22 protein-coding genes are annotated in these 21,418 nt (G+C 64.0%); 19 read left to right on the top strand and 3 right to left on the bottom strand.

What is annotated here, in order from left to right; translation table 11 throughout:
* Positions 1-186: 186 nt before the first annotated feature.
* The 15 genes from ACN6KF_RS23000 to ACN6KF_RS22930 all read left to right on the top strand — a co-directional run bounded on the left by ACN6KF_RS23000 (position 187) and on the right by ACN6KF_RS22930 (position 15,233).
* The gene (locus ACN6KF_RS23000; RefSeq protein WP_434959078.1) at positions 187-1,854 is read left to right on the top strand and encodes an adenylate/guanylate cyclase domain-containing protein; all 1,668 of its coding nucleotides are present in this window, start codon (positions 187-189) and stop codon (positions 1,852-1,854) included.
* Between the two features lie 298 nt (positions 1,855-2,152).
* Positions 2,153-3,256, top strand: coding sequence for a radical SAM/SPASM domain-containing protein (locus tag ACN6KF_RS22995; RefSeq protein WP_434959077.1), 1,104 nt, complete (start codon positions 2,153-2,155; stop codon positions 3,254-3,256).
* Positions 3,253-3,981, top strand: a complete 729-nt coding sequence (locus tag ACN6KF_RS22990; RefSeq protein ID WP_434959076.1) for an FkbM family methyltransferase — start codon at positions 3,253-3,255, stop codon at positions 3,979-3,981. The genes ACN6KF_RS22995 and ACN6KF_RS22990 overlap by 4 nt, the downstream gene beginning before the upstream one ends.
* Positions 3,982-4,222: 241 nt before the next feature.
* Positions 4,223-6,418, top strand: a complete 2,196-nt coding sequence (locus tag ACN6KF_RS22985; RefSeq protein ID WP_434959075.1) for a mechanosensitive ion channel family protein — start codon at positions 4,223-4,225, stop codon at positions 6,416-6,418.
* Between the two features lie 99 nt (positions 6,419-6,517).
* Positions 6,518-7,159, top strand: coding sequence for a LysE family translocator (locus ACN6KF_RS22980; protein ID WP_434959074.1), 642 nt, complete (start codon positions 6,518-6,520; stop codon positions 7,157-7,159).
* 27 nt (positions 7,160-7,186) lie between these two features.
* The gene (locus ACN6KF_RS22975) at positions 7,187-7,939 is read left to right on the top strand and encodes a phosphodiester glycosidase family protein (protein ID WP_434959073.1); all 753 of its coding nucleotides are present in this window, start codon (positions 7,187-7,189) and stop codon (positions 7,937-7,939) included.
* Between the two features lie 127 nt (positions 7,940-8,066).
* The gene (locus ACN6KF_RS22970) at positions 8,067-8,381 is read left to right on the top strand and encodes a hypothetical protein (RefSeq protein WP_434959072.1); all 315 of its coding nucleotides are present in this window, start codon (positions 8,067-8,069) and stop codon (positions 8,379-8,381) included.
* Positions 8,382-8,463: 82 nt separating this feature from the next.
* Entirely contained in the window at positions 8,464-9,885 is a 1,422-nt protein-coding gene (gene leuC / locus ACN6KF_RS22965) for a 3-isopropylmalate dehydratase large subunit (RefSeq protein ID WP_434959071.1), read from the top strand.
* Between the two features lie 223 nt (positions 9,886-10,108).
* On the top strand, positions 10,109-10,741 hold the full coding sequence (locus ACN6KF_RS22960; RefSeq protein WP_434959070.1) for a nicotinate-nucleotide adenylyltransferase: 633 nt from the start codon (positions 10,109-10,111) through the stop codon (positions 10,739-10,741).
* Between the two features lie 167 nt (positions 10,742-10,908).
* Positions 10,909-11,292, top strand: coding sequence for a ribosome silencing factor (gene rsfS / locus ACN6KF_RS22955; RefSeq protein ID WP_434959069.1), 384 nt, complete (start codon positions 10,909-10,911; stop codon positions 11,290-11,292).
* A gap of 109 nt (positions 11,293-11,401) precedes the next feature.
* Positions 11,402-11,881 carry a 23S rRNA (pseudouridine(1915)-N(3))-methyltransferase RlmH gene (gene rlmH / locus ACN6KF_RS22950; RefSeq protein WP_434959068.1) on the top strand — a complete coding sequence of 160 codons (480 nt, stop codon included), beginning with the start codon at positions 11,402-11,404 and terminating at the stop codon, positions 11,879-11,881.
* A gap of 262 nt (positions 11,882-12,143) precedes the next feature.
* Entirely contained in the window at positions 12,144-12,470 is a 327-nt protein-coding gene (locus ACN6KF_RS22945) for a PadR family transcriptional regulator (protein WP_434959067.1), read from the top strand.
* Positions 12,467-13,063, top strand: a complete 597-nt coding sequence (locus ACN6KF_RS22940) for a DUF1700 domain-containing protein (protein ID WP_434959066.1) — start codon at positions 12,467-12,469, stop codon at positions 13,061-13,063. The genes ACN6KF_RS22945 and ACN6KF_RS22940 overlap by 4 nt, the downstream gene beginning before the upstream one ends.
* 36 nt (positions 13,064-13,099) lie before the next feature.
* Positions 13,100-13,828, top strand: a complete 729-nt coding sequence (locus ACN6KF_RS22935) for a GIN domain-containing protein (protein ID WP_434959065.1) — start codon at positions 13,100-13,102, stop codon at positions 13,826-13,828.
* A gap of 250 nt (positions 13,829-14,078) precedes the next feature.
* The gene (locus tag ACN6KF_RS22930) at positions 14,079-15,233 is read left to right on the top strand and encodes a serine hydrolase domain-containing protein (RefSeq protein ID WP_434959064.1); all 1,155 of its coding nucleotides are present in this window, start codon (positions 14,079-14,081) and stop codon (positions 15,231-15,233) included.
* A gap of 30 nt (positions 15,234-15,263) precedes the next feature.
* Here the strand turns inward: ACN6KF_RS22930 and tlpA are convergent, their stop codons facing one another.
* The gene (tlpA, locus tag ACN6KF_RS22925; protein ID WP_434959063.1) at positions 15,264-15,941 is read right to left on the bottom strand and encodes a thiol:disulfide interchange protein TlpA; all 678 of its coding nucleotides are present in this window, start codon (positions 15,939-15,941) and stop codon (positions 15,264-15,266) included.
* Positions 15,942-15,956: 15 nt separating this feature from the next.
* Between tlpA and argH the strand changes: the two genes are divergently transcribed.
* The 4 genes from argH to ACN6KF_RS22905 all read left to right on the top strand — a co-directional run bounded on the left by argH (position 15,957) and on the right by ACN6KF_RS22905 (position 19,492).
* Entirely contained in the window at positions 15,957-17,339 is a 1,383-nt protein-coding gene (gene argH / locus ACN6KF_RS22920; protein WP_434959062.1) for an argininosuccinate lyase, read from the top strand.
* A 98-nt stretch (positions 17,340-17,437) separates the two neighbouring features.
* Positions 17,438-17,641: an LPS translocon maturation chaperone LptM gene (lptM, locus tag ACN6KF_RS22915; protein WP_434959061.1), complete on the top strand. Its 204-nt coding sequence runs from the start codon at positions 17,438-17,440 to the stop codon at positions 17,639-17,641.
* Positions 17,642-17,659: 18 nt separating this feature from the next.
* A complete protein-coding gene (gene lysA / locus ACN6KF_RS22910) occupies positions 17,660-18,925 on the top strand; it encodes a diaminopimelate decarboxylase (RefSeq protein WP_434959060.1) in 1,266 nt (421 codons plus the stop codon).
* 105 nt (positions 18,926-19,030) lie between these two features.
* A complete protein-coding gene (locus ACN6KF_RS22905; protein WP_434959059.1) occupies positions 19,031-19,492 on the top strand; it encodes a hypothetical protein in 462 nt (153 codons plus the stop codon).
* Positions 19,493-19,653: 161 nt separating this feature from the next.
* Here the strand turns inward: ACN6KF_RS22905 and ACN6KF_RS22900 are convergent, their stop codons facing one another.
* Positions 19,654-20,148: a hypothetical protein gene (locus ACN6KF_RS22900; protein ID WP_434959058.1), complete on the bottom strand. Its 495-nt coding sequence runs from the start codon at positions 20,146-20,148 to the stop codon at positions 19,654-19,656.
* Positions 20,149-20,387: 239 nt separating this feature from the next.
* Positions 20,388-21,380, bottom strand: coding sequence for a betaine--homocysteine S-methyltransferase (gene bmt / locus ACN6KF_RS22895; RefSeq protein ID WP_434959057.1), 993 nt, complete (start codon positions 21,378-21,380; stop codon positions 20,388-20,390).
* Positions 21,381-21,418 lie beyond the last annotated feature (38 nt).

The following is a 21,418-nucleotide window of genomic DNA, read 5'->3' as shown; positions in this document are numbered from 1 at the left end:
CCTGAATGCTCGAGGGCGTCACCGCGGATCGCAAACACGCTCCAGCCGATCCGTTGGATTGGCTCGGAAACAAAGAGCTAGAGTAAAATCGCGTTTTCGCTAAAACGAGCTTTGCCTCAGTGACGCAGGGGCCACCCCTTTGACCGACTGCCGCATCCCGGCACTCATCTTCACGAGTTCGACCGCATGAGCGACACCGAGAGCGCACCCGGGCAAATCGAATGGCGATTGCCGCGGGAGCGCGAGTTGCGGCTTTGGGCCGGGGTCGTGCTGTTCGCCTTCGTGACCACCCACCTGCTCAACCACGCCCTCGGCGTGTTCGGCGTAGCGACCATGGAGGCCGTGCAGCGCTGGCGCATCTGGGCCTGGCAGTCCTATGGCGGCACCGCGCTCCTCTACGGAGCGTTGTTGACCCATGCCGCGCTCGCGCTCAAGCGACTGACCACGCGGCGCATCTCGCGCATGCCGCTCGAGGAGTTGGTGCAGATCGCCCTCGGCCTGGCCATTCCCTATTTCCTGATCTCCCATGTGCTGGGCACGCGTGTCACCTCGCTCTATGGCTACAGCGAAAGCTATGGCGAGGTGCTGGCGCGAATCTGGCAGGGCGGACCGGTCAAGCAGATCCTGCTGCTGCTCTGCGCCTGGACCCATGGCTGCATCGGCATCGGCCAGGTGTTGCGCAGCCGCTCCTTCTATGCGCGCTGGCGCGACCTGCTGATCCTGGGCATGGGCATGCTGCCCACGCTGGCGCTGGCGGGCTTCTTCTCCGCCAGCCGAGAGCTCGAGGCCGCCGGCCGCACGCCTTCACCGATCGCCGCCGATCACACCATGGCCTTGCTCGTTGCCGGACAATGGCTGCTGCTCGGCCTTGCCGCCGTGATCGCCTTTGTTGCCTTCGTGATGATTCTCCGGGTCGTACTGCGGCTGCGTTCCGGCACGGTCGCCATCCGCTATGTCGGCCATGGTACCTTCAAGATCCCGCGCGGCACCACCGTGCTCGAAGCCAGCCGCGCCAATGCCATCCCCCACCCCGCCCAATGCGGCGGACGCGGGCGCTGCTCGACCTGCCGGGTGGCGGTCACCTCCGACGCAAGTGCCCTGCCGGCTCCGAGCAAGGCCGAGCGCACCATGCTGGAGCGCATCTCGGCACCCGCCAATGTGCGCCTCGCCTGTCAGCTTCGCCCCGACCACGACATCTCCGTGCAGATCCTGCTGCCGATCGTGCCGACAGGCATGCGCGGGCGCAGCGGCGATGATCTCTATCGCTGGGGCGCCGAACGCGAGATCACCGCGCTCTTCGTCGACATCCGCGCCTTCAACGCGATGACGAGGCTGCAGATTCCCTATGACATCGTGCTGTTGATGAACCGCTTCGTGCAGGAAATGACCCAGGCCGCCGAAGCCCATGGCGGCCGCGTCGATGCCTTTGCGGCCGACGGGCTGATCGCGGTCTTCGGCCTTGGCGACGAGCCCTCACGCGGCGCAGCCGATGCCATCCGGGCGGCCAGGGGCATGCTCAAGAGCGTGGAAGGCCTCAACACCGAATTCGGAGCCGCGCTCTCGATCCCGCTGCGGGTGGGCATCGGCATCCATTCCGGCCCTGCCATCATCGCCCGTGTCGGCGACAGCGAACGCGGCATGCGCCTGGTCGCGCTCGGCGACACCGTCACCATTGCCGGCCGGCTGGAGGCTGCCACCAAGGACTATTTGACCGACTGCCTGATTTCCGAGGAAGCGATGCAGCGCTCCGGCATGTCGCTGCGCCGCCAGAACGGCAAGCATCTGCACATCGTCGGTCGGGACAAGCCGATCACGCTCTATACGCTGGATGAAACGCCCGTACCGGCGGAGTGAGACGCGAAGATCCTGCAACGCCGCATTCCGGCAGGCCGCACCGTGCCGGCCCTCAGCGAAGGCCTTCCCGAATTGCCGCGGGAAGCGGCGCATCGACCGGAGCGGGCTTGGACGGCGCTGCCGATGGCGAGGATCCAGTACGGCTCTGAAGGGTGCTTTCCCGGCATCCGGCACGGCGCGTCATGCCGGGACCACCATCACTCGAATTTGAGCGCCGCCTGTCGCACTCCTGCCAAATCTGCGCTACACACGGGCTCAAGCCACCGGCCTTGATCCGGTGTGCCGGATGGAGAAGACCGTGCTTGATCTGACTGCGATTGGAACCAAGTCCGCCGCCCCCAAGCTGCTGCACCGCATGCGCGACAAGGTGACGGACCAGATCCAGAAATCGCCTCTGGCGCGCAAGGCGTTCACCTACGCTGCCAGCCATATTCCGCTCAGCTATTTCAAGAAATTGCCGACGATCATCGTCGTCGACGTCACCAATTCGTGCAATTTGCGCTGCCCCGTCTGCCCGGTCACTTTCGCCATGACGCGGCCACGCGGCCTGATGAAGATGGAAATATTCCGGCAGATCGTCGACGATTTCGTCGACGAGAAGGAAAAGCCGGCGATGTATTTCAACTTCTCCGGCGAGCCGACCATGAACAAGGCGCTGCCCGAGATGATCGCCTACGCCAACGAGCGCGGGCACGATACCTTCGTCTCGACCAACGCCACCAAGCTCTCCTCCGAGTTGATCGAGAAGATGCTCCAGGCCGGGCTTGGCCGCATCAACCTGTGCATTGACGGCTTCGACGCCGAGGCGCAGGAATCCTATCGCGTCGGCTCGAAATTCGAGCAGGTGAAAGCCAATATCGAGAACTTCCTCGCCATCAAGCAGCGCCTCGGCATCACCAAGACGGTGACCGTGCTGCAGACGCTGCTGACCTCCTATTCGGAAAAGCAGATCGACGCGATGGTGGAGTGGGCCGACAATATCGGCTTCGACCAGGTGCGCTTCAAGACCTTCAGCCTGGGTTCCTATACCGACGACGACCAGCAGACGAAATACGGCCACCTCGTGCCGAAGAACCACGATCTGCAGCGCCACCAGAACGAGAAGATCAGCCTGCTCTGCGACGTGCCGCTCTATCAGACCGTGGTGTTCTGGGAAGGCGATCTCGGCCTGTGCTGCATCGACTATGACCGCATGATCAAGCTGCCCAATGTCGACAAGGTCGGCTTCAAGCAGGCCTATCTGTCGGACGAAGCCGCCAAGGCTCGGCGCCACGGTTACACCAAGCAGTTCGATATCTGCCAGAGCTGCTCCTATTCCAACGCCGACAATATGGGCTTCAAGATCAAGCTCAATAAATTGCGCCGGCAGAAGGCAGCCGAGCTGCAGAGCAAAGCGGCGTGAACGCCCGGTTGCGTACCGTTGCCGGCACGCGTTTTAGCGTCGCCGACGACAAGGACGGCTTCTGGGACAAGGCCGAGAGCGGCACCTGGGAACCGGAAACACTGGCGAGTGTGCACGCGCTCGCCGGCCCTGATACGCTGCTCATCGATATCGGCGGCTGGATCGGACCGATCACCCTGACAGCCGCTGCGCTCGGGGCCGATGTCCTCGCCTTCGAGCCCGACCCGCGCGCCTTCGAGCTCATCAGCGCCAATGTCGCCGCCAATCCGACGCTGTCATCGCGCATCCGCCTCCACAATGCCGCGGTGTCGCCGACGCCGGGGCGCGTCAGGCTAGGGTCGCCCAGGAAACCCGGCGACAGCATGGGTAGCATCCTGGCCGCAGACAGCGGCGTCGCGCTGTGGGAGGCGGAGGCCATTCTACCTGCCGACATCGCGGCCATGGCGGGGGATGCCGAGCGCATCGTCCTCAAAATGGATGTGGAAGGGGCCGAATATCAGCTCTTGCCGTACCTCGCGCCTCTCCTCGGCCCGCGCACCGTCGCGGCCCTGATCGCTTTCCATCCACGCCTGCTCGCCAAGGCCGGCCGTTCGCCGGTACAGATCGAGGCTCTGACGGCGACGGCCCAGTCGGCACTCGCAGCCTATGAGCTGCGCAGCCTGGATTGCGAGGACATGCCCATATCGCGACAGGCGAATTCCACCGTCCTGCTGACGCGAAAGTAGCAGATTGCCGTTACGGGGCCATTGACCGCCCCTTCGCCCTGTGTCGTGAATTGTCCGTCTTTCGGTCAGGCAAGCAAGGCCCTGCGCCTGCCCGTCGGCGGCTGGAGCAAAACGCGTTCAGGCGTGGACGTCGGTTCGCTCTCACTCTTTGTTTCCAGCCAATCCAACGGGATTGGCTATAGCGTCTTGCGATTCCTGGCTCATGCCGGCAAGCCGCAAGACGTTTTGGAGGACGTTTGCCTTGAAACTGCCTGGCGGCTTGCGTTGGCTCTTCCTGGTTTTCGCCCTGGCAAGCTGGCCTTGCTGGGCGCAGGGAACGCCACCGCCCTCGGCTCCTGCCGCTCCCGTCATGAGCCAGCAGCAGATGGATACGATGGTGGAAGCCATCAGCCAGTCCGTCATGAAGAAATTGCAGGCCCAGGGCACACAACCCGTTCCGCCCGGCCCTGACGGCAGCGGCATGCAGATGGCGAGTGCCCAGCAGACCGAGATGTTCATGCATGTCGGCGGCCTCGTCACCGGCCTGCCGGCTCTTTGGGCCGAATTGGGCAAATTGATCACCAGGCTCGATGCTGATTTCAACAATGGCAGGAGCCTCGGCCGCTATTTTCTGCTGCTGATCGGCGCGCTGGCGGCGGCCCTTGCGGCAGAATGGGTAGTCCGGCTGCTGCTGACACCCCTGCGGCGCCGCCTGGTGATCCGGATGCATGGGCTGCATGGCATAAGGGCCCTGCTCGGCCTCGGGGCCTTGGAATTGCCTCCCCTGATCGCGCTCTGGGTCGTCGGAAACGCCAGCGAGGCGGCCCGCTTCATGGGCGACCTGCCACAGACCCGCTTCTCCATCGCCATGCTCAAGACCATGCTGATCTGGCGTATGCTCCAGGCGGTGTTCCGCTTCACCCTGCAGCCACGCCTGGCCGAGGCGCGCCTGCCCGATCTCGGGGATGCCGATGCACGGGCAATCTATCGTGGCGCTTCGTTTGCAATTCTGCTGCTCTTGTTCAACACCGTGCTGGCTGATGTGCTGCGTGCGTTGCAATCCCCGCCTTTGGCGGTGGGAACCGCCCAGCTCTATGGCGCCGTGATCATGATGCTGGGCATGGTGGCCGTCTGTATCCGGCTCAACGGCCCGATCGGCCGCTGGTTCATCGGCGTCGCCAATCCCGCCCATGCCAGCCCGGTCAAGACCACGATCGCCAAGCACTGGTTCCTTGGAGCCATGCTGCTGTTTGCCTTGTTCGTCACCGCCGATATCTATGCGGCCGTGGCGGGCCAGACGCGCATCTCCGGCGCCCTGATGCTGACGCTGGCGATTCTGGTAGCACTGCTGGTGGTCGAATCACTGGTGCACCGTATCCGCATCATGCTTCAGCATCAGACCGACGGCGTCCGCCTGATCCATCCAAGGGGCGCGGAAGCGCTGGCGCGCTGCGCCCGTTTCGGCGTCCTGATCCTGGCGATCGGCGCCCTGGGCCGAACCTGGGCCGTCGATGTCAGCGGCGTAATGGCCGGCGACGATTTCAACAGGGTGGCGCGCAGCCTCTTCTCGGCCGGTCTGACGGCCTTTGCCGCCTATTGCACCTGGGAACTGGTGCGCTACATCACCGACCGCTATTCCTCTGGCCGCAGCGGCTCTCCTCTCCAGCCGGGCGCGAGCGACACCGAGGACGAAGCTCCGGTTTCCACCGCCTCGCGCGTCGCCACCATGATGCCGGTCTTCCGCATCGGCCTGGCCATCGCGATCTCCATCCTGGCCGTGCTGACCGTCCTGTCTCAGCTCGGCGTCAATGTCACGCCGCTGATCGCCGGTGCTTCGATTTTCGGCCTTGCCATCTCCTTCGGATCGCAAACCCTGGTGAAGGACGTGGTGTCGGGTGTGTTCTTCCTCATCGACGATGCCTTCCGGGTCGGTGAATATATCGATGTCGGCAAGGCCAAGGGCACCGTCGAGGGCTTCACCCTGCGCTCCCTGCGCCTGCGTCACCAGAACGGGCCGGTGCACACCATCCCCTACGGCCAGCTCGGCCAGGTCACCAATTACAGCCGCGACTGGGCGACCATCAAATTTCCGCTACGCTTCGCACGCGAGACCGATCTGGAAAAGCTGCGCAAGGCGGTCAAGAAGATCGGCCAGGACATGCTCGAGGATCCCGAGATGAAGGAGGAGTTCCTCACCCCGCTGAAGATGCAGGGCGTGTTCGACATCACCGACAACGCCATCGTCGTCCGATTCAAATTCACGGTCAAACCGAACAAGCCGACCTTCATCCAGCGCGAGGCGCTCAAGCGTCTGGTCCGCATCCTGCCCGAACAGGGCATCGAGTTCTCCACCGGCACCGTGGCGGTGCGCACGCTCGACGGTGAGGGCCGTGCCTCGCTCGGCGCCGCCGTCGCCGCCAATGCGGCCTTGGCCTTGCCTCCCGCCGCAGCCGGATAGGCCAGTTAGGATAGGGGCGTCGGCGCTACCAAATCCTTCCCCAAATGCGCGTCAGGGTGTAGCAGACACATACCCGATTTGTGCCGGCGGATTGTCGCGATGACCTTTCTACCCGATCTCCATACGCTCGCCCTCTATTCGATCGCCTGTGTGTTCCTGTTCATCACGCCCGGTCCCGACATGAGCCTATGGCTGGCCAAGACCATTTCCGGCGGCCGGCGCGGCGGTACCGCCGCTATGCTGGGTACGCAGGTCGGCTGCCTGTTCCATACTTTCTTTGCCGCGGTCGGCCTGTCGGCCGTGCTGGCGGCCTCGGCCACCGCCTTCACCGTGCTGAAGATCGTCGGCGCGCTCTATCTGCTCTGGCTTGCCTATGGCGCGATCCGCTCCGGCTCTGCCCTGAACATTCGCGACGAGACCAAGCAGGAGGCAGGATTCTGGGCCACTTTCACGGTCGGGCTCGGCATCAACCTCACCAACCCCAAAGTAGTGCTGTTCTTCCTGACCTTCCTGCCGCAATTCGTCGACGCCACCGACCCGCATGCCTCCCAGAAACTTTTCTTCCTGGGACTCTATTTCATTGCCATCAATCTGCCGTTTGCGTTTCTATTGATTCTCGGGGCTGAGAAGGTGGTGTCGTGGCTGAAGGCGCGCCCACGCGTACTGCGCGGCATCGACTTCACCTTCGCCGGGGTCTTCGGGCTGTTCGCCTTCAAGATCCTGACCACTCAGACCCGCTGAACACGCTTTGCTCTGAGGAGTTGTTGCTTGCCGTCGTTTCTGCGCCGGACCTTACTGGGCCTGGCAACCATCGTCGCCCTGATCGGATCGGCCGTCGCGGCCGAAGCTGCCTGCGAGGACGTGACCTCGAAGGGGCGCAGCTACATCGTGTGCCGCTTCGATCTGTCGAACGACAGCCTGGCCCTTTATTGGCGCGGCGCCGACGGCACGCCGCTCGGCAGTCCGAACCGGCTCGCCCAGGAACTGGGCGCCCAGGGCAAGAAGCTGATCTTCGCCATGAATGCCGGCATGTATGACAAGGCGCTCGGCCCCGTCGGCCTCTATGTCGAGAATGGCCGCATCCTGCACAACGCCAACACCCGCAACGGCTTTGGCAATTTCCATCTCAAGCCCAATGGCGTGTTCTATTTCGGCGACGGCAAGGCCGGCGTGATGGAGACGAGCCGGTTTCTGAAAGCCCGCATCAATGCCCGCTTCGCCACGCAATCCGGCCCTATGCTGGTGATCGACGGCCAGATCCATCCCAAGATCCAGCCGGACGGTCCCTCCGAGAAGATCCGCAATGGCGTTGGCGTGCGCGACGGCAAGATCGTGATCTTCGCCATCTCGGCCGAGCCGGTGAGCTTCCACGATTTCGCTGAACTGTTCCGTGACGGCCTGGGCACCCAAAACGCCCTCTTCCTCGACGGCTCGATCTCCACCCTCTACGCACCCCCGATGCCGGCCATCGGCGGCTGGACCACGTTGGGACCGATGGTGGGCGTGACGGAAGGGCCGTGATGGCAGCAGAATCCACCGAGACAGTACTGGATTTCCTGGGCTGTCTCGCCGTTGCTCATCGGAGCTTCATTGAAGCCTGAATGAGGCAAGTAAGAAACAAAGCCTCCACAATCTCCAGATCTCGGTCGTGCCATCCGACAAAGGGCCCGACGACTACGCGACTGACGGCAAAGTTCTGCTCCTTTATCTGAACGCAGATATCAAGACGCCGATCCATTCCAGACGGCAGGCCCTCGGTATGCAGTTCCTCATGCGTCACACGATGGGACAATGGCAGGGTGAAGCCGAGATTGGCTGGTCCAGCAATCAGCTCGGCTGGGAGGTCTTTGATTCGCGCGAATTTCAAGTGCCATCGATCGACGAGTTCATCGAAAACGCACCGGATCAACTAAACTGGTTGGGAAAGCGATTCATTGAGGAGATCGCCAAACTACCTAATTAGGCTGTTAGTTTTTACACTCTTTTCCATACGGGCATTTTTGACTACATCAGCGTCAAATCGACGTCACACTCTAGGAAAAGCCATGGCTCCCCGCACGCTCTATGACAAGATCTGGGACGATCACGTCGTCGAAACTTCCGCCGACGGGACGAGCCTGCTCTATATCGACCGTCACCTCGTGCATGAAGTGACCAGCCCGCAGGCCTTCGAGGGCCTGCGCGTCTCGGGCCGCCAGGTGCACTCGCCCCAGCGCACCCTGGCCGTCGTCGACCACAACGTGCCGACCTCCGACCGCTCCAAGGGCATCGACGACCCCGAAAGCGCCATGCAGGTCTCGACGCTCGCCCAGAACGCCAAGGATTTCGGCGTCGAATATTATTCCGAGCTCGACAAGCGCCAGGGCATCGTCCACATCGTCGGCCCCGAGCAGGGGTTCACCCTGCCTGGCACCACGATCGTGTGCGGCGACAGCCACACCTCCACGCATGGCGCCTTCGGGGCGCTGGCGCACGGCATCGGCACCTCCGAGGTCGAGCATGTGCTCGCCACGCAGACGCTGATCCAGCGGAAGGCCAAGAATATGCGGGTCACCGTCGACGGCAAGCTGCCGGACGGCGTGACCGCCAAGGACATCATCCTGGCCATCATCGGCGAGATCGGCACGGCAGGTGGTACCGGGCATGTGCTGGAATATGCCGGCGACGCCATCCGTGCCCTCTCGATGGAGGGCCGCATGACCATCTGCAACATGTCGATCGAAGGTGGCGCCCGCGCCGGCCTGATCGCGCCCGACGAGAAGACCTTTGCCTATCTCGTGGATCGCCCCAAGGCGCCGAAGGGCGAAGCCTGGGAGCGGGCTTTGGCCTATTGGAGAACACTCTACACCGAGGAAGGCGCACATTTCGACCGCGAGGTGAAACTCGACGCCGCCGCACTGCCGCCGATCGTCACCTGGGGCACCAGCCCGGAGGATGTTGCCTCGATCACCGGCAATGTGCCACGCATCGAGGATGCCGCCAACGAACACAAGAAGGCGTCGATCCAACGCGCTTTGGCTTATATGGGCTTGAAGGGTGGTGAGCGCATCCAGGACCTGAAGCTCGATCGCGTCTTCATCGGCTCGTGCACCAATGGCCGCATCGAGGATCTGCGCGCCGTCGCCGGCATCGTCGAAGGTCACCAGGTCAACGCCAATGTCAATGCCATGATCGTGCCGGGTTCCGGCCTGGTGAAGATGCAGGCCGAAGCCGAGGGCCTCGACAAGATCTTCCGGGCCGCCGGCTTCGACTGGCGCGAGCCCGGCTGCTCGATGTGCCTGGCCATGAATGCCGACAAGCTCGCTCCCGGCGAGCGCTGCGCCTCGACCTCGAACCGCAACTTCGAGGGGCGCCAGGGCTACAAGGGACGGACCCACCTGGTCTCGCCGCAGATGGCTGCTGCTGCCGCCATCGTCGGCCATTTCGTCGACATCCGCGAATGGGAAAAGATCGCGGCCAACGCGTAGTCATCTCCCCTCTCCCTAGTCGGGAGAGGGGCTAGAGCGTTTTGCGATTAGACGGGAGCACCTGGAATCGCAAAGACGCGTGGGAAACATGAGACTAGAGAAAAGGGCGTTTTTGCTAAAACGCGCTTTGCTCTAGGGGTGAGGGTCTTTTGAGGGCACCATGCATGTTTTCCCCCTCGCCCCTAGCCCCTCTCCCCGCCAGGGAGAGGGGAATGCGGTTGTGATGCCTCCACTCTCGCCTGCCGATGCCCGCCGCCTGCCCGCCTTCGCCCCGGGGATGACCATCGGGCTGTTCGGCGGCAGCTTCAATCCGCCTCATGAAGGCCATCGCCATGCCAGCCTGGTGGCGCTGACGCGGCTCGGGCTGGACCGGGTCTGGTGGCTGGTGACGCCCGGCAACCCCCTCAAGGACAATCGGGCCCTGCCCTCGCTCGAACTCAGGGTGGCGGCCGCACGCCGGCTCGCAGACCACCCTCGCATCGAAGTGACCGGCATCGAGGCCGATATTCATACCCGCTACACTTACGACACCATCGCCTGGCTGCAGCGCCGCTGCCCGGGCGTGACCTTCGTGTGGATCATGGGCGCCGACAATCTCGCCGGCTTCCATCGCTGGCAGCAATGGCAGGCCATCGCTTCGCGGGTGGCCATTGCCGTGGTGGCCCGCCCCGGCGCCACCACCAAGGGCCCGCTTGCCAAGGCGGCCCGTGTACTCGCCGCTTATCGCGTCCCCGAATATCAGGCCGCGACGCTGAAATATCGCCGGGCGCCCGCCTGGATCTTCCTGCACGCGCCGCTCGATGCCAATTCCTCCACCGCCTTGCGGGTCAATGGCCAGGGCTTGCCCATAAGGTAAAAATTAACCACTTATTAACTATGTCGGAGCAGGCTTAATTCTATTGGCGTCATTGAATCGACGCGATGGCTTGCTAATATTGTGGAGCGAGTGGAATTCGCGGAGGTCCGCGAATCAATGAGCAAGAGGGTGTGCCCCTGACCACGTTGGTGAGACGCGAAGCGGACGTGATTCCGCTTCATCCCGTGAGCCGAGCGATCCGCCCGGACGTTGAAGCTACGGTTCGCCTGATCCTCAACTGCCTTGATGACATGAAGGCTGAGGAGATTGTGGAAATCGATCTGCGCGGCAAGAGTGCAATCGCCGACGTCATGATCATCGCGACAGGTCGGGTTGCCCGACATGTCGGCGCGATCAGCGATCGCATCGCCAAGGATCTCAAGGAAAACGGACACGGCAATCCCCGGATCGAAGGTGTCCCGGTCTGCGACTGGGTGCTGCTCGATACCGGGGACGTCATCGTGCACGTGTTCCGCCCCGAGGTCCGCGCCTTCTACAATCTCGAGAAGATGTGGTCGTCAGGCCGCCCGAACGAGTTGCTTCCGAGCTAAAGCATTTTCCAGAAAAGTTGATAGACTTTTCGATTGAGAAAATGCGTCAAAACAAGGAGTTAGAGCAAAGCGCGATTCGAAGAAATCGCACCCTTGCTCTAAAGCGAGCATGCGCCTGATGATCTGCGCCGTCGGCCGGCTCAAAGCCGGCCCGGAACGCGATCTCGTGGCTCGTTATGCTGAGCGGCTGAATGCCAGCGGGCGGAGCTTGGCCCTTGGCCCGCTCGACATCATCGAAATCGACGAAAGCCGCGCCCGGCGGCCCGAGGACCGCAAGGCCGAGGAAGCCGACAAGCTGCTCGCCGCTGCTGGCACGGCCACCATCATTGCCCTGGATGAAACCGGCAGCTCGCCCGGCAGCGAGGCCTTTGCCGCGCGGATTGCCGGCTTGCGCGACGGCGGCACCCAATCCCTTGCCTTCCTGATCGGCGGCGCCGACGGCCATGGCGACGCAATCCGGTCGCGTGCGATCCTCTCGCTGTCCTTCGGCAAGATGACCTGGCCCCATCAGATCGTGCGCATCCTCCTGGCCGAACAGCTTTACCGCGCCGCCACCATCATCGCCGGCCATCCCTATCACCGGGTGTGATACCCATCCGCTTTGACCTGGCTCTGCCCGGGACGATCTGTCTTCGCTCTGTCGGTATTTTCGAGACGTGGCGTGAAGACATATAGGCGCGGGCTTTGGCCCAAAAGCTGCGCAGGTCGCGCTGCCCTCCTCCATCAAGCCTCAACCTCTCCCGCACATCATCAGCCGCTTTCGGCGATCTGCCTGCCCAAATAAACAATGCAAGGTACCTTGCATTAAAAGGTACCTTGCATTATTCTCCTCCTTGAAGAGTAGGGAGGCCATGACCGATTCCATCGACATCCAGCTCAAGAAGGGCGCGCTCGAACTCTGCGTCCTGGCTCTGCTGCACCGGCGTGAAAGCTATGCCTATGAGATCGCCAGCACGCTCTCCGAGCGTGTCGGCATGGGCGAAGGCACCATCTACCCGCTGATGCGCCGGCTGCAGACCGAGGGGCTGGTCAGTACAAGGCTGGAGGAATCGGCCAGCGGCCCGCCACGCAAATATTACCGTCTGACGCCGGCCGGCCAGGCCAACTATGTGGCCCGTCAGCGCGAATGGCGTGACTTCGTCACCGCCGTCGACCGGCTTATGGAAGGCATGCCATGACTCGCCAGGACTTCTCTCGCCAGGAATTCCTCGACGCCTTGAAGGCCGGTCTCGACGGGCTGCCGGCAGCGGAGATCGACGAGGTCTTGGTTGACTACGCCGCCTATTTCACCGATGCGCAGGAGGCCGGGCGTAGCGAGGACAGTGTCGTGCAGATGCTTGGCGATCCTGCCCAGCTTGCCCGGGCACTCAAGGCGGAAAGCGGCCTGCGCCAATTGCAGGCGCGGCCGAGCCCATCCACCATACTGGGCGCGATCGCCGCGCTCACCGGCCTCGCCATGCTCGATCTCTTCGTGCTGCTGCCCGTCCTGTCGATCCTCCTGGTGGTCTTCCTTGCCCTCGGCCTGGTTGCCCTCGCCTTGGCGCTCGGCGGATCGGCGATCGTGCTCCACTCGACCTTCATGTGGGATGGCGCGCCCCTGCTCACCCATCTCGGGCGGGCCCTGGTCGGCTTCGGTTTCATCGCCCTGGCGGTGTGTCTGAGCTGCCTCTTCCTGCTCGGCCTCAATGCCGGGCTGAGGGCGATGGCTGCACATGCCCGGCGCTACACCCGCTTGCTCACTTCCTCACCACGCTCCGGCGCCGCATCGTGACAATGCTCGCGCCGAGCAGGCGCCATGGGAGGCACCATGCCCTCGAAACTTGGAAAACTGGCGGCCTTCTCCTTCGTGATCGCCCTGGTCTGCCTGTTCCTCGGCACCAGCCTTGCCGGGCCGAACGACGGCTCGCCCTGGCGAGGCTGGCGCTGGACCACGCTGACGGGATGGGGAGCCTGCCCGGCCCTGCCGCAAAGCGGCGACGGCAAGGCTGGTTCGGTCACCCTGCCCTGGGACAATGACGGCTCGCTGACCATCGCCGTGCCGGCAAGCGTGAGCTATGCCCCCGGCCCACAATCCAGCGCCGTGATCAGCGGTGACCCCACCCTGACCGGCCATGTCCGCCTCTCGGCGGGACGCCTCGCCCTGGACGATGACTGCGATATCCCGTTCGGCGCCGTTACCGTCCGGCTGACGGGCGGCCCGGTCAAGGACTGGACGGTGAACGGATCCGGTGAGCTACACCTTGCGGCAATCGCGCAGGATCGGCTCGCGCTTCGCCTCCACGGCAGTGCGCAGGCGACCGGCGAGGGTACGGTGGAACAATTGAACCTGCATATCTCCGGTTCCGGCAGCGCGGATCTGGCCAAGCTGGCCGCCAAGGCGGCCGAGATCCGTATCAGCGGCAGCGGTGAAGCCGGTATTGCCGCCAGCGAGAGTGCCGACGTCACCCTTTCCGGCAGCGGCCGCGTCACCCTGCGCGGCAAGCCCAGACTCACGACGCAGATCCATGGCAGCGGCCGGATCGAGGAAGTTCCCTAAAGCGTTTTGGGATTAGGCGGAATCACGGCCAAGCAAGAAGCTGGAGCAAAGAAGCGGCTTCGCCAAAACGCGCTTTGCTCTAGCGGTCACGACTAAAGGCTCCGGCCCCCTTCCCGTCACCTTTGGTGGCATTGGAGATGGCTGTCCCTTCGTTTCCCTCGTTCACGGATAAGCCCCTGGAGCTCCGGGCCGATTCCGATCGAACTCTCGCTATTCCCATTTCCCCATCACACTTTGCAAGGAGGCACCCATGCGCCCCCATAGCCTTTCCGTTGCCTTGGCGATCATTCTGACCGGCATGACCACCGCCGGGCTATCGGGCTCGGCGGCGGCTCAATCGACCTGCGGCACGCCCGGCAAGGGGACGTCCGATTGGCCGATCGCTGCGCCTGAAGATGTCGGCCTCGATCCGCAAAACCTGTGCACGCTCGCCCAGAAACTCGACGCGGCGAAGGAGGACAATATCCATGCCCTGCTGATCGCCCGGCACGGCAAATTGGTATTCGAACGCTATTTCACTGGCTCCGATTCCCACTGGGGCCAGCCGGCCAAGGAGGTTGCCTTCGGGCCGGACGTTCCGCACGATCTGCGCTCGATCAGCAAGAGCGTGGTATCGCTGTTGTTCGGCATCGCCCTGGACAAAGGCTGGATCGGCTCGATCGACCAGCCGGTGCTGGTGGTGCTGCCGGTCTATGCCGATCTGGCAACGCCGGAAAAACGCGGCATCACACTGCGCCATCTCCTCACCATGTCGCCGGGCTTGGCCTGGAACGAGCAGCTCGCTTATGATAATCCCGCCAACAGCGAAAGTCGCATGGACATGGCCAAGGACCCCTGTCGCTATGCACTGGAACAGCCCGTGGCCCATGATCCCGGCTTGGTGTGGACCTATAGCGGCGGCACCACCGGCCTGCTTGCCTGCGTCCTGCAGCAGGCGACCGGCAAGCCCCTGGATGAGCTGGCACGCGAGAATCTGTTCGAGCCGATGGGCATCACCAAGGTGGAATGGGCGCGCTATCCCCAGAACGGCGGCCCGGTGGCGGCCTCGGGCCTGCGCCTGCTGCCCGCCGACACGCTGAAATTCGGCCAGTTGGTGCTCGACAAGGGGGCGTGGAAGGGCCGACAAATCGTGTCGGCCAACTGGATCGAGATGGCGACGGCGCCGCAGATCAACGCCCCCGGCGCCATGTTCTACGGCTTCCAGTTCTGGCTCGGGCGCTCCTTGGCCGACCACCGCTCCGTCGATTGGATCGCCGGCTTCGGCTATGGCGGGCAGCGCCTGTTCATCGTGCCCTCGCTCGACCTCACCGTGATGGTGCACGCGGGGCGGTATGGCGGCCAGGACGAGGGCGGGTTCGCCGCCGCCATCCTCAACCGCTATGTGCTGCCGGCCGCCAAACCATAAGCGGACAGGAGCAGTGGGTAGGAAGGAGTGTCAGGACCCGATTGCCGCCTTGATCAGCGCCTTCGCATCCTCGCTGGCCCACTCGGCCGGACCGGCCATGGCGCCGATGCGGCAACCCTGCTTGTCGATCAGCACCGAGGTCGGCAGGCCCTGGCCGAGGCCTTCATTGCGCAGGCTCTGCAGGATGCCGGTCGAAGGATCGGCGTAGCGGTGCAGCTTGTCGATCTTGGTCTCGTTCAGGAAGGCGTCGACCCGCTCGGGCCCCTGCGTGTCGATATTGACGGCCACCACCTCGAAGTCCTGGCCACCCAGATCGGCCTGCAACTGGTTGAGCGCCGGCATCTCCTTGCGGCAGGGCACGCACCAGGTCGCCCATAGATTGAGCAGCACGGTCTTGCCCTTGAAATCGGCCAGGGTCGTCTTGCTGCCGTCCGCCTTCTGGAAGCTGATCGGCACCAGCGGTTGAGGCGCCTTGGAGACGGCGAGAGCCGCCACCTCCCCCTTGGCGAGCGGGTCGACACGGGCCGCAATTGCCGCGGAAGCGGGGCAGGATGCGCTTTCCTGATTGCCCGAGCCGCCGTTTGTCCCGTATACCGCGCCGACACCCGCCACGGCTCCCGCCAGGATTGCCGCGCCGATCAACCAGCGCCGGTTCGACCCTTGTGGTGGCTGACTCTCGGAATATTCCTGCCGACTATTCTCGTTCACTGAAAGCCTATCCAGATGAGCAACAAAATGTGGGGCGGCCGGTTCCAGTCGGGACCGGACGCGATCATGGAAGAGATCAACGCCTCGATCGACTTTGACAAGCGCCTGTGGGCCCAGGACATCCGCGGCTCTCTGGCGCATCTCGCCATGCTGGAAAAGCAAGGGATCGTTGCCGCCGCCGATGCCAAGGCCATCGCGGACGGTCTAGAGGTGGTCCGCGGCGAAATCGAGAGCGGCTCGTTCACTTTTTCGCGCGCGCTCGAAGACATCCATATGAATGTCGAGTCGCGGTTGGCGGCGATTGCCGGACCGGCGGCCGGACGCCTGCACACCGCCCGCTCGCGCAACGACCAGGTCGCCACCGATTTCAAGCTGTGGGTGCGCGACACTATCGACGATCTCGACGCTCAGCTGAAAGATTTGATGACGGCACTCGCCGAAAGGGCTTTCGCCTTCTCCGGTGCGGTGATGCCGGGCTTCACGCATCTGCAATCGGCCCAGCCGGTCACCTTCGGCCACCATCTGCTCGCCTATGTCGAAATGCTCGGCCGCGACCGCGGCCGCTTCGCCGATGCGCGCCGGCGCCTCAACGAATGCCCGCTCGGCGCTGCGGCGTTGGCCGGCACCTCCTTCCCGATCGACCGGGACGCCACGGCCAAGGCGCTCGGCTTCGACCGCCCCACCGCCAATTCGCTCGATTCGGTCTCCGATCGCGACTTCGTGCTGGAAGCGCTCGCCGCCGCTTCGATCACCGCCATGCATCTCTCCCGCTTCGCCGAGGAGATCGTAATCTGGACGACGCCACAATTTGCCTTCGTGGCGCTGTCGGACAAGTTCACCACCGGCTCGTCCATCATGCCGCAGAAGCGCAATCCCGACGCGGCCGAATTGGTCCGCGGCAAGGCCGGCCGGGTCATCGGGGCGCTGGTCGGCCTGCTCACCATGATGAAGGGCCTGCCGCTCGCCTATGGCAAGGACATGCAGGAGGACAAGGAGCCCGCCTTCGACGCGCTGCAGACGCTGTCGCTCTGCACGGCCGCCATGGCCGGCATGGTCAGGGACATGGTGCCCGACCTCAAGCGCATGAAGGCGGCCGCCGGCTCGGGCTATGCCACCGCCACCGATCTCGCCGACTGGCTGGTGCGCGAGCTCAATCTGCCCTTCCGCGAGGCCCATCACGTCACCGGCCGCCTGGTCGGACTCGCCGCCGATGCCAAGCTGCCTCTGGAGAAGCTCTCGCTGGCTGAGATGCAATCGGTGGAGCCACGCATCCATCAGGGGCTTTTCGCCGTGCTCGGCGTGGAAAAGTCGGTCCGCAGCCGGACCTCCTATGGCGGGACGGCGCCGGCAAACGTCAAGGCCCAGGCCAGGAAGTGGCTGAAAGCGCTGGCGAAATAATCGAAGCACGGACATCGCAACATGCCCACATGTTGCTGAGATGTCCGCGCTCTCAAATCAAAATTCGTGCTACACAGCGTCAAACACTGGAGTTCCCCATGGCTGGTAATGCGTTCCGCATCGCGCTCGCTTTGACGTTGGTCACGACTCTCGGCCTCGCCGGTTGCGGCCGCAAGGGCAAGCTCGAGCCACCACCCGAGCAGCATGTCTCGGACGGCAAGGGCGGCGGCTACAACAAGAAGAAGGATCCGGGCTATGTGAAGCCGGATCGCAAGCTGCCCATGGACTTCCTGTTGAACTGATTTCGAACCGAACCGGCCATGCATCACTTCACCTATCGCGACGGCGTGCTTCATGCCGAAGATGTCGCACTGCCGGCGATTGCCGCCGCGGTCGGCACGCCTTTCTACTGCTACTCGGCCGCCACGCTGCGCCGGCACTACAAGGTGTTCGCCGGTGCCTTTGCCGACGTGCCCTCCCTGGTCTGCTTTGCGGTGAAGGCCAATTCGAATCTTGCCGTGCTGCGCCTGCTCGCCAAGCTCGGCGCCGGCATGGACGTGGTCTCCGAGGGGGAGTTGCGCCGCGCCCGCGTCGCCGGCGTGCCTGCCAGCAAGATCATGTTCTCGGGCGTCGGCAAGCTCGTGCGCGAAATCGACTATGCGCTCGATGAAGACATTCTGTGCTTCAACGTCGAATCGGAACCGGAACTGGAGCTGCTGTCGCAGCGTGCCAGCGCCAAGGGTGCGACGGCCCGGGTGTCGCTGCGCATCAATCCGGATGTCGACGCCAAGACCCACAAGAAGATCTCCACCGGCAAGTCCGAGAATAAGTTTGGCATCCCGATCGCCCAGGCCCGCGCCCTCTACGCCCGCGCGGCCAAGCTGCCGGGCATCGCGGTCACCGGCGTCGACATGCATATCGGCAGCCAGATCACCGCGCTCGAGCCCTATGACGCCTCGATCGAGCGTCTGGTCGGCCTAGTCAGAGACCTCAGAGCCGACGGCCATGTCATCGACCATATCGATTTCGGCGGCGGCCTCGGCATTCCCTATCGCGACGACAACGAGCCGCCGCCTCACCCCGACGACTATGCCGCGGTGGTCAAGCGCTATGCCAGAGATCTCGGCGCCACGCTGGTGTTCGAACCCGGCCGCCTGATCGCCGGCAATGCCGGCATCCTTGTGAGCGAAGTCGCCTTTGTGAAGGAAGGCGAGGGCAAGACCTTCGTCATCGTCGACGCCGGTATGAACGACCTGATCCGCCCCACGCTCTATGAAGCCTATCACGCGATCTGGCCGATCAAGGAACGCCTGCTCGGCGGCGCAATGGTGACGGCCGACGTCGTCGGCCCCGTCTGCGAGACTGGTGATTATCTCGCGCTCGACCGCGACATCCCGGCGGTGGCACGCGGCGACCTGGTGGCGGTGATGTCTGCCGGCGCCTATGGCGCCGTGCAGTCAGGCACCTATAACACCCGCCCGCTCATCCCGGAAGTTCTGGTTGACGGCGACAAGTTCGCGGTGATCCGGCCTCGGCCGAGCTATGACGAACTGCTCGGGCTCGACAAGGTACCGGACTGGCTGTGATCCCGGGAACAGCCTCTTTTCCGGGGAACAGAGGGTGTTCCCGGGAACAGCGCCTTCTCCAACCCTGTCGTAGAGCCGTCATTCCATCTGGAACTCCGAGGACCCATGCGCAGTTTCCTTGCCCTTCCCCTTCTCGCCAGCGTGGCCGTGGCCACCCCCGCCTTGGCGGACGCCTATAGCTGGCAGCTCCGTCAGTCGCCGGAATCGGTGGTGGTGGCCTATGAGGTGCCCGACACCGACGACCAGCCGCTTGCCTTCTTCTGCACGCCGGACAGCAAGGCCTTCTCGATCAATTATCTGCCGGGCGCCGACCGCATCCGCAAAGGCTGGCAGGGCGTGGTCAGCTTCAGTTCCGAGGGTGGGCAGGTCGACGTGACCATGCAGGCCGTCGAGGATGAATTGAACGGCCCATCGCTCGAGGCCAAGCCCGACTTCGATCCCGATTGGAGCGCAGTTCTCGGCAAGGGCCGCACCCTCAAGATCGGCTTCCTCGGCAAGAGCGAAAAGATCAAGCTGACTGGCGCTTCCAGGGGCGCCGCTGCCTTGGCCAAGGCTTGCAGTCGATAGAGCATCTTTCAGCAGGATCGCTCGGGCCACCGCAGCCCCTTACCTCTCCCCGTAAGAACGGGGGGTGAGGGTGAGGGGCTACGCCACCCCGGCAAATCACTGTCGGCCTTTTCCCGGAATTGCGCCCGCAAGCAGCCTTTTGCTCCGGGCCTGCTCGGTGCTCAGCGAGCGACGGCGAAGCATTTGGCCAGCCTCGCCGCGACGGGATCATAGGTTGCCGCCTCCTTGGCCGGATAGGTCAGGCGGAAGGCACGGATGGTCTCGACTGCACCCTTGGCATCCTTCTCGAACAGGACCTTGGCGTAAAAAGTCTCGCCGCCCTTCCGGCCTGAGACCACCACCCCGTTCTTGGTGGCGCTGCGATAGGTGACCTTGCCGTCACCGGCGACACCGGCAACGATTGTGCCGATGTCTTCTTCGGCGGCATTGTAGGAGCCCCAGACCCGCAGGCTGGCGCCGGAGCGGCCGGTGAAGACACGCCCATCGCCATTGTCGGCCTCGGGCTCCGCTGTCATCAGATCGGCAGGGTAACAGATGCGATAGCCAAAACGGGCATTGGCATAATCGTTCCAGTCCTCAGCCGCTGCCGGCCCGGTGGGAACGGTCAGGCACAGAAGCGGGGCGAGCACGGCGCAGGAACGGATCAGGCGGCGCATCGGCCTCTCCTTGTCGATGAAACATGCCATTGCTACGGCGATGATCCGCGCAATGCCAATCATGTCCTTACCAGATTGCTGGTATGGGATTGCCGGACCTGGGCTGGCTGTTCCGCGAGGAACGCACCAGCAGCACAGCCATTGTCATTGCCGGGATTGGCCCGGCAATCCAGCCTTCCACAGGTGACGAGCTGTGCTCTGGATGCCCGGGTCGAGCCGGGCATGACAAAGGTCGGCGCTCAGTGCCGGCGCCGGCGCCGTGCCTCCTCACCGCCGCCCACCTTGGGCGGGGCGACCAGCGGGCCGATCTCGGCGATCACCTTGGCCGCATCCGGGCGCTCGGCCCGGGTATGGGCATCGATGGCCTGGCGCATGGCGGCAAGATGGGCCGGCGAGGTGCCGCAGCAGCCGCCGATGATGCGTGCACCCGCATCGATGGCCAGGCGTGCATAATTGGCCATCAGCTCCGGCGTGCCGGAATAATGGATATGGTCGCCGTGGAACTGCGGAATGCCGGCATTGGCCTTGGCGATGACAACCACTTCGGGATTGGCTTCGGTCATCGACAGTACCGAGACCAGGAGGTCGGAAGCCCCGACGCCGCAATTGGCACCCACCGCGACAGGATTGGGATCGACGCCGCCGGCAACTTCGGGCATGGCCGATGGCGGGATGCCCATCATGGTCTTGCCGGCCGTGTCGAAGCTCGCCGTCACCGTATAGGGCATGCCGGCCTTGACAGCCGCCTTGGCGGCGGCCCGCATCTCTTCGGCAGCCGACATCGTCTCGATCCAGATCACGTCGGCGCCGCCTTCCTTGAGCCCCTCGATCTGCTCGAGGAAGACCTCGACGGCTTCGTCCTCGGTCAGCGGCCCGAGCGGCTGGAACAGATCGCCCGTCGGGCCGACGGAACCGGCCACCACTACCGGGCGGCCGGCGCCATCGGCGACCTCTCGGGCCGTGCGGGCGGCCGCGGCATTGAGCTCCTTCACGCGTCCGTCGAGCTTGTGCAGCGCCAGGCGACGGCGATTGCCGCCGAAGGAATTGGTGAGGATGATGTCGGCCCCGGCATCGACGAAGGACTGGTGCAGCGCGTGGATGCGGTCGGGATGGTCGAGGTTCCACATCTCCGGCGGATCGCCCGACATCAGGCCCATCTCGAACAGATTGGTCCCGGTGGCCCCATCCGCGAGCAGCACGGGCTTTTGAGCCAGAAGTTCGGTCAGGCGCATGGCGTGTCCTTCATGAAGAAACCATGCTCCCACATAGG

The sequence above is a fragment of the Labrys methylaminiphilus subsp. lupini genome, from assembly GCF_051161885.1.
Lineage (GTDB): Bacteria > Pseudomonadota > Alphaproteobacteria > Rhizobiales > Labraceae > Labrys.
This window is presented reverse-complemented; position numbering and strand designations above follow the sequence as displayed.